We start from the raw sequence: 7,205 nt of genomic DNA, 5'->3' as shown, positions 1-7,205 counted from the left end.
GTCCCCTGTTCGAATCAGGGCGTAGCCACCACCTGCCTTCCCTGACTCGCTTTCCTGGCTTGCGCCAAGACCGTCTTGTCGACTGCATGTCGAGAAGCGCCATTCCAGATTTTTCGTTCTGCGTTCCTCTGTCTCAGGCTGCCTCAGGCTTCCAGTAGCTGGCCGAGTCGGCGCATGAACTCGGCACCTTGCTCGAGCTGATCTTCGCTGATGAATTCATCCGGCTGATGGGCTTGGGCGATGCTTCCCGGTCCGCAGATGATGGCCTCGAGTCCTGCCCGCTGAAACTGACCGGCTTCGGTGGCATAAGCGACCGCTTCCGCTTCGCGCTCTCCCAGAAGCTGCGCGCACAGCGCAATGGCCGTTCGGTTGTCGCTGCCGGCGAGCCCCGGCACGGTATGGGTCAGGGGCGTGGTTTCGATGGCAAAGCGGGGGTCGCGGGCCTTGAGCTTGCTTTCCAATCGTCGGCTGTAAGTCATGAAGCGCTCAAAGACTGCCTCGAAGCCCTCTTCGGGAAGGTGCCGGATTTCCCACTCGAAAGCACACTCGCGGGCCATGATGTTGATTGCGGTGCCGCCATGGATGCGTCCCACATGAAGGCTTGAATGGGCCACATTGAAGGCCGAGTTGGTTCGACCTTCGCGTACGAGTTCCGTCATGATTTCCTCGATCCGTGTCACCAGTCGTGCGGCAACATGGATCGCCGAAATACCCTGGTCCACCTGGCTCGAGTGAGACTCGACGCCATGCACGACCGTTTTCAGCGAGGTAATCCCTTTCTGCTGGGTCACCGGCTGCATCAATGTCGGCTCGCCGACCACCACGACCGCCGGGCGGGGAAGCTCGCCAGCCAGGCGCTCGATCATGCGTGGGGCGCCCAGGCAGCCGATCTCTTCGTCATAGGAGAATGCCAGCCAGATCGGTTTCTTGAGCTTTTGCTCGACCCAGTGCGGCACCTGTGCCAGTGCGCAGGCGATAAAGCCCTTCATGTCGCAGCTGCCGCGTCCATAGAGCTTGTCGTCATGGGCGGTCAGCGTGAATGGATCGGTGGTCCAGGGCTGGCCGTCGACCGGCACTACATCGGTATGGCCGGAGAGCGCCACCCCACCTTCGACCGCCGGCCCGATCCTGGCGATCAGGTTCGATTTGCTGCCGTCATCGTTCTCGACACGCCAGCTCTCGACGCCGTATTCGGCGAGATGCGCTTCGATGAATTCGATCAGTGCAAGATTGGAGTGTCGCGATACGGTATCGAAGCCGACCAGTTTGGCGAGCATATCGGCGGCGTTATGGGGCGTCATGGACATCATGAATCCTCGTTGTCATTTGTCTCGTTGTCATGAGTTCCGCTGTCGTTGTCGCCGGGCGAGCGGTTACGTCCGGCCAGCGCCGTCAGTTCGGCCATGTAGCGTTCGGCGGCCTCCATGTGGTCGAACATCAAGCGGCCGGCCCGCTCGGCATCGCATTCACGGAAGGCTTCGATCAGTTCCAGATGATAGTCATGACCGTGATAATTGATATCGACCCCAGTCAGAGCTGGATCGAGATGCTGTGCGGCAACCACCTTGAGCAGCAACCCATTCAGGAATTCGACCAGAAAGCGAAGCAACGGGTTAGGCGACGCTGCGGCGAGCAGGTTGTGGAAGTTCAACTCATCTTTTCGTTCCGATACGCCACGTCCATCGCGCCGGTCACTGCAGCAACGCCCGGCGGTGGCGCTTAAGCGCTCCAGAGCGGCCGCGTCGAGCAGTGGTGTCACCTCGCGTGCCAGAGCCGGTTCCAGCAGCTTGCGCAGCGCGTAGATGTCCGGCACCGACAGGTCACGGCTGAAGCAGAAATTCCACAGCAACTCGTTGGCGGTGGCGGCGCTCACTTCGGTGACACTGGCACCACCGCCCGGGCCGCTTTTGACTCGGACCAGGCCTTGGGTCTCGAGCGACTTCAATGCCTCGCGCAGTGTCCACTTGCTGGTCGAAAGGCGAGCGCTCAGGGCGGATTCGCTTTCCAGCCTGGCGCCGGGCGGCAGCTCGCCGGAGAGAATCCGTTCGCGTAGCCCGTCGGCGATCTGGTCCGAACGTTTACGGCTCACGCCGGCCCCCAGCCGATCGCCACCGCAAATGCCAGAATCAGCCAACTGAGCAGGAAGACCTTGACCAGCAATGGGAAGAAGAAGCGCACCCAGCGGTCATATGGCACGCGGGCAATGGCCAACATGGCCAATGTTCCACCGGAGGTCGGTACCACCATATTGGTCAGGCCATCACCGACCTGGAACGCCAGAATCGCGGTTTGCCGGGTCATCCCGATCAAGTCGGACAGAGGAATCATGATCGGCATGGTGGCCATGGCCTGGCCGCTGCCCGAGGGAATGAAAACGTTGATGACCGAATGCACCAGGGTCATGGCGAGCGTTGATGCCAGTACCGGCAGATTGGCCAGCGGTTCTGCCAGGCCGTGGACGATGGTATCGCCGATGCTGCCCTGTTCGAGCAGGACCTGCAGCGCCCGGGCCAGGCCCACCAAAAGTGCGCCGGTTGTCACCGATGCCGTGCCCTCGAAGAAGTATCGATTGATGTCGGCAGGCGAAAGCTTGGCCATGGCACCAATGGCGATGGTCATGGCCACGAATACGCCGGAAATTTCGTTGATATACCACCCGTGGGCGAAGACCCCGTAGAGCATGATGGCGAGGCCGACCACGAAGGTGCCAATGACCCGAAGATCCGACGCCGACAGTCGATAGTCGTCGATCGGCTTATCGAGAGAGGCGTCGTGTTCGTCGCGCTCGAGCAGCGAGGCACTGGCATCCGCGCGCAGGCGTTTCATGTAGCGGCTGGTGTGATGTGCCAACAGTGCCAGGGCGCCGAGGCATAGCACGCTCCTCAGCCCGGCACCCGAGAACATCGGCAATTGCGCGATCTGGTCGGAGACGCCAACGGTATAGACATTGATGGGCGAGGTGGCGAAGCCGATCCCGACACCGCCGAGCGCGATCGCCGTTCCTACCATCCTGTCACCGCCCATGGCGAGTCCCAGCAGGACCGCAAGCGGTATCAAGGCGATATTGTTCTCGTAGCCGACGGCGATTCCCAGGGCCCCGAAGACGAACGTCATCAGCCAGATCAGGATGGAAGGGCGCTCGGCACCCAGGCGTTTCACCAGTGTGCCGACCAGATTTTCCAGTGCGCCGGTTGCTTCCATGACCCGGAACAGGCCGCCGCCGATGAATACGATGACGATAATGCTGGCAGCGCCGATCATGCCAAGCGGAATCGCATGGAAGATTTCCAGTACTGACGGTGCCGATTGATCGATGAGGTGGAACGTTCCTGGGATGACAGCGCTTCGGCCATTCACCTCCTGACGATCATAGGTTCCTGCTGGAATGATCAACGTCAACACCCAGACGACGCAGAGCAGGCAGAAGATCAAAATGGCAGGATGGGGAATGCGTTGATACCACGGCTTTCGGGTTGTCGCGTCTCTTGCCGTCATGGGGATCTCCTTTATCGCTATTGTTGTTCATGTGCTTGCTGGCCGTGAGCTCTTGTGGCAGGCCGCAGACAAGCTGGGTATTTATTATAATAAATAGACGCTATGCGGATCGCAGGCTGTTTGTCAACGCAGCCGCTCTGGCCGGTGAATACGCTTCTGGTTTGGCGAGCCGTGATAGTCATCCGGCCAGAAGATTTGCTCTGGGCCATCTGTTTGGCTCCGCAGCGTATTGATTGCGCTGGATAATTCGTTTCCATTCTTTTGAAGATTCCTGCGTATCGGCCTTGACGCAAAAGACTCAACGCGTATACTACGCCGCGTGCTGAAGGATGGNGTTTCCATTCTTTTGAAGATTCCTGCGTATCGGCCTTGACGCAAAAGACTCAACGCGTATACTACGCCGCGTGCTGAAGGATGGTCCCCGATAGCTCAGTTGGTAGAGCAAATGACTGTTAATCATTGGGTCACAGGTTCGAGTCCTGTTCGGGGAGCCAACATCCAGATCAGCCAGCGGTGAACGACGATCCCCGATAGCTCAGTTGGTAGAGCAAATGACTGTTAATCATTGGGTCACAGGTTCGAGTCCTGTTCGGGGAGCCATCGCTATCATCGTGACGAGAGATCGCTGTATCGATCCCTGATAGCTCAGTTGGTAGAGCAAGCGACTGTTAATCGCTGGGTCGCAGGTTCGAGTCCTGCTCAGGGAGCCAGCTGAACGCTTAGAAAAGACATCCTGCTATGTAATGCCGCCTCTGCACTCATTCCAATCACTGACGGATGAGGTGTAGTCATGCGCGTTTCAGCAACGGTTTGCTCCAAGGGCGGCGTCGGGAAAACCACCACGACGGCCAATCTGGGCGGTCTCCTGGCAGACGCCGGTCTACGGGTCCTGCTCATAGACCTGGACTCCCAGCCAACCCTCTCTTCCTACTATGAGCTGTCCCAGCCTGCCCCTGGTGGGGTGTACGAGCTGCTCGCGACAGAGCTGGTCGACCTCGACCAGATTATCTCGCACACCGCTATTCCCAATCTCGACATCATTGTCTCGAACGACTATCGGAATCAGTTGCAGCAGTTGTTGCTCAACGCCCCGAATGGTCGTTTCCGCCTGATCGATCTGCTCGATCGCTTTGCTGATCGCTATGACGCCATCCTGATCGATACCCAGGGCGCGCGCTCAGTGATTCTCGAGATGGCCGTCATGGCTGCCGATCGGCTGATCTCTCCCATCGTTCCCGAACTGCTAACCGCCCGCGAATTCGTGCGTGGCACTCAGGGCATGCTCAACGAGCTGCGCGAGCTGGCGCGCTATACCCGTTTCGAGGTGCCGCCGGTCTCCATCCTGCTCAACAAGATGACCGACCAACTGCGCGACGCCCGCGATATCGCCGACAGCATTCGCACCATGTATGCCGAGGTCGAAGATCACGGCATCAGCGTTCTCGAGACCCCGCTGGTCAATCTCTCCGCCTATCGTTCGGCTGCGCTGCAGGGCTTGCCCGTCCATCGGGTCGAGCCGCGCAAGCCATACAGCCGCAAGGCACCGGCCTGTGCCGACCAGCTCAAGGCCGTGGCCATCGATCTCTATCCCGAGTGGGCCGATGCCATCCGCGCAGTAGGCGCAGTAGGCGCAGTAGGCGCGGTCACGCCTAACGGCAAATTGGGCATGGGTAAATCGGGGGTCGGTCATGTCCATTGAGGCCGCATCCCCGGCAGACGCAGAGGCCATGGGGCTTCTGCCACCGCATAGCATCGAGGCCGAGCAGTCCACGCTGGGGGCGTTGATGCTCGACAACACAAAGTGGGATGACATCTGCGAAATCGTCGATGCCGGTGCGTTTTATCACTACCCGCATCGGCTGATCTTCAAGGCGATGGAAGCGCTATCCCATAACGAAAAGCCGCTGGACGTGGTGACGCTCTCCGAGGTGTTGGAGCGCGATGGGAATCTAGAGACCTGTGGAGGCTTGTCCTACCTGGCCGAGCTGGCCCGTAACACGCCGTCGGCAACCAACGTGGTCGCCTATGCCGGCATAGTTCGCGAGCATCAGCGTCGCCGGCAGCTGGTCAACATGGGGCGTGATCTCAGTCAGCGGGCGCTGGATGGACAGCAGCTCAGTCAGGCGTTGATCGAAGCCACCGAGCGTCAACTGTTTGAGCTGGCCGAAAATCGGCAGGGCAAGGAAACCGGCATACGTCCAGCGTTGACCGCAGCGATCGATACTATTGATCGTGCCTTCAACGCCAAGGATGGCATTACCGGCACACCCACCGGTTACCAGGACCTCGACGCGCTCACCTGTGGCTGGCAGGCCTCGGACCTGATCGTCATCGCCGGTCGCCCATCGATGGGCAAGACCACGCTGGGGATGAACCTCGTCGAAAATGCGCTGGTTGCCACGGCGGGTCGCACCGAATTGGCCACCGCACCGATCTTCGTCTTCTCGCTCGAGATGCCCGAGGAGCAGCTGATGCTGCGTCTGATGGCGAGCATGGGGCGGCTGGATCTGAGCAAACTCCGCTCTGGCCAGTTGGACGACGGGGGCTGGGAGAAGCTGACCTCCGCCACGAATCGCATACTGGGCTTCGAGGAGCGTCTGTTCGTGGACGACTCCAGCGGACTCTCGGCAACTTTGCTCAAGTCCCGCGCCCGTCGGCTAATGCGCCGCCATGGCAAGCCGGCCCTTATCCTCATCGACTACCTGCAACTGCTCGAGGAGCCGGGCTGCGAGAACCGCAATAACGAGATTTCCGCGATCTCGCGCATCCTCAAGGCCACCGCCAAGGATTTCAACTGCCCGGTGGTGGCGCTCTCGCAGCTCAATCGCACGCTGGAAAATCGCCCCAACAAGCGGCCCTGCATGGCCGATTTGCGCGACTCGGGCGCGATCGAGCAGGACGCCGACGTCATCGGCTTCGTCTACCGCGACGAGGTCTACAACACTGATAACCCCGACAACAAGGGGCTGGCCGAGCTGATCATCGGCAAGCAGCGCAACGGTCCCACCGGCACGGTGCATCTGACGTTCGTGGGCTCGAGCACCCGGTTCGAATCACTGGCGTGGAAACAGTTACAGGAGTCGCGGCCATGAACTGTACAGCTCATGATCTCCAGGATCTTGAAACTCGCCTCGCTGAAAAGCGCGAAGAACTCGCACGGCTTAATCGCGAGTGCAGTGTGCTTCGAGATGAGCGGGAGCGACTGATCCTGTCGCTGGAGGGGCAATTGGATCTGTTTCGTCAGCAGCTTGATCACACCGATCAAGTCATCGGGGAGGTGACCCATGCCTGACGCACTGCCGATTCGCTGCTCGACGCGCGCCCTGAAGCGCGTGGTGCGTTATGCCGTGACTCATGGCTGGATTGTCGAACGCACCCGTGGCGGCCACGTTCGCTTCATCAAGCCGGGCTGCCCGCCCGTGTTCACCGGATTTTCACCCAGCGACGCACGAGCCGAGAAGAACGTGCTGGCACGGCTGCGCCGGATGGAGCGACAAGAGGAGGACGAAGCATGATTCCCGATCGCATTCTTCGCAAGATCGAGCGCTGCCTGGCGCTGTCACGCTCGGCCAATGAGCACGAAGCTGGTACGGCGCTGCGCCAGGCGCAGCACCTCATGGACGAGTACGGCGTCAGCGAGATCGACGTAGCGGCGTCAACCATCGACCGGGTGGTCGTCAAGTCGCCGACCGGACGCAAGCCGCCGCGCT

8 protein-coding genes and 3 tRNA genes are annotated in these 7,205 nt (G+C 60.3%); 8 read left to right on the top strand and 3 right to left on the bottom strand.

Going from position 1 to position 7,205, the window contains the following annotated elements:
* Positions 1-143: 143 nt before the first annotated feature.
* Genes argE through CCD76_RS18595 form a run of 3 tightly spaced genes read right to left on the bottom strand, consistent with a single transcriptional unit; the run spans position 144 to position 3,495 of the window.
* A complete protein-coding gene (gene argE, locus CCD76_RS18605) occupies positions 144-1,307 on the bottom strand; it encodes an acetylornithine deacetylase (RefSeq protein ID WP_373419442.1) in 1,164 nt (387 codons plus the stop codon).
* Positions 1,307-2,089 (bottom strand): FadR/GntR family transcriptional regulator, encoded by a 783-nt coding sequence (locus tag CCD76_RS18600; protein ID WP_087721003.1) that lies wholly within the window; start codon positions 2,087-2,089, stop codon positions 1,307-1,309. The genes argE and CCD76_RS18600 overlap by 1 nt, the downstream gene beginning before the upstream one ends.
* Positions 2,086-3,495 carry a YfcC family protein gene (locus CCD76_RS18595; protein WP_087721002.1) on the bottom strand — a complete coding sequence of 470 codons (1,410 nt, stop codon included), beginning with the start codon at positions 3,493-3,495 and terminating at the stop codon, positions 2,086-2,088. Before CCD76_RS18595 ends, CCD76_RS18600 begins: the two co-directional genes overlap by 4 nt.
* Before the next feature lie 418 nt (positions 3,496-3,913).
* On the opposite strand from CCD76_RS18595, the gene CCD76_RS18590 reads away from it, so the two are divergent.
* From CCD76_RS18590 to CCD76_RS19915, 8 genes are all read left to right on the top strand, one after another.
* Positions 3,914-3,989: transfer RNA gene (locus CCD76_RS18590), tRNA-Asn, on the top strand.
* 30 nt (positions 3,990-4,019) lie between these two features.
* Positions 4,020-4,095: transfer RNA gene (locus CCD76_RS18585), tRNA-Asn, on the top strand.
* Between the two features lie 34 nt (positions 4,096-4,129).
* Positions 4,130-4,205: transfer RNA gene (locus CCD76_RS18580), tRNA-Asn, on the top strand.
* 80 nt (positions 4,206-4,285) lie between these two features.
* On the top strand, positions 4,286-5,194 hold the full coding sequence (locus CCD76_RS18575; protein WP_087721001.1) for a ParA family protein: 909 nt from the start codon (positions 4,286-4,288) through the stop codon (positions 5,192-5,194).
* Positions 5,190-6,587: a replicative DNA helicase gene (gene dnaB, locus CCD76_RS18570; protein WP_373419443.1), complete on the top strand. Its 1,398-nt coding sequence runs from the start codon at positions 5,190-5,192 to the stop codon at positions 6,585-6,587. Before CCD76_RS18575 ends, dnaB begins: the two co-directional genes overlap by 5 nt.
* A complete protein-coding gene (locus tag CCD76_RS18565; protein ID WP_087720999.1) occupies positions 6,584-6,787 on the top strand; it encodes a hypothetical protein in 204 nt (67 codons plus the stop codon). Before dnaB ends, CCD76_RS18565 begins: the two co-directional genes overlap by 4 nt.
* Entirely contained in the window at positions 6,780-7,010 is a 231-nt protein-coding gene (locus CCD76_RS18560; protein WP_087720998.1) for a type II toxin-antitoxin system HicA family toxin, read from the top strand. Before CCD76_RS18565 ends, CCD76_RS18560 begins: the two co-directional genes overlap by 8 nt.
* A partial coding sequence (locus CCD76_RS19915; protein WP_143543333.1) for a DUF2786 domain-containing protein occupies positions 7,007-7,205 on the top strand: 199 nt, incomplete at its 3' end. The genes CCD76_RS18560 and CCD76_RS19915, both read left to right, overlap by 4 nt.

This window comes from Salinicola salarius, from assembly GCF_002179555.1.
Lineage (GTDB): Bacteria > Pseudomonadota > Gammaproteobacteria > Pseudomonadales > Halomonadaceae > Salinicola > Salinicola salarius_A.
This window is presented reverse-complemented; position numbering and strand designations above follow the sequence as displayed.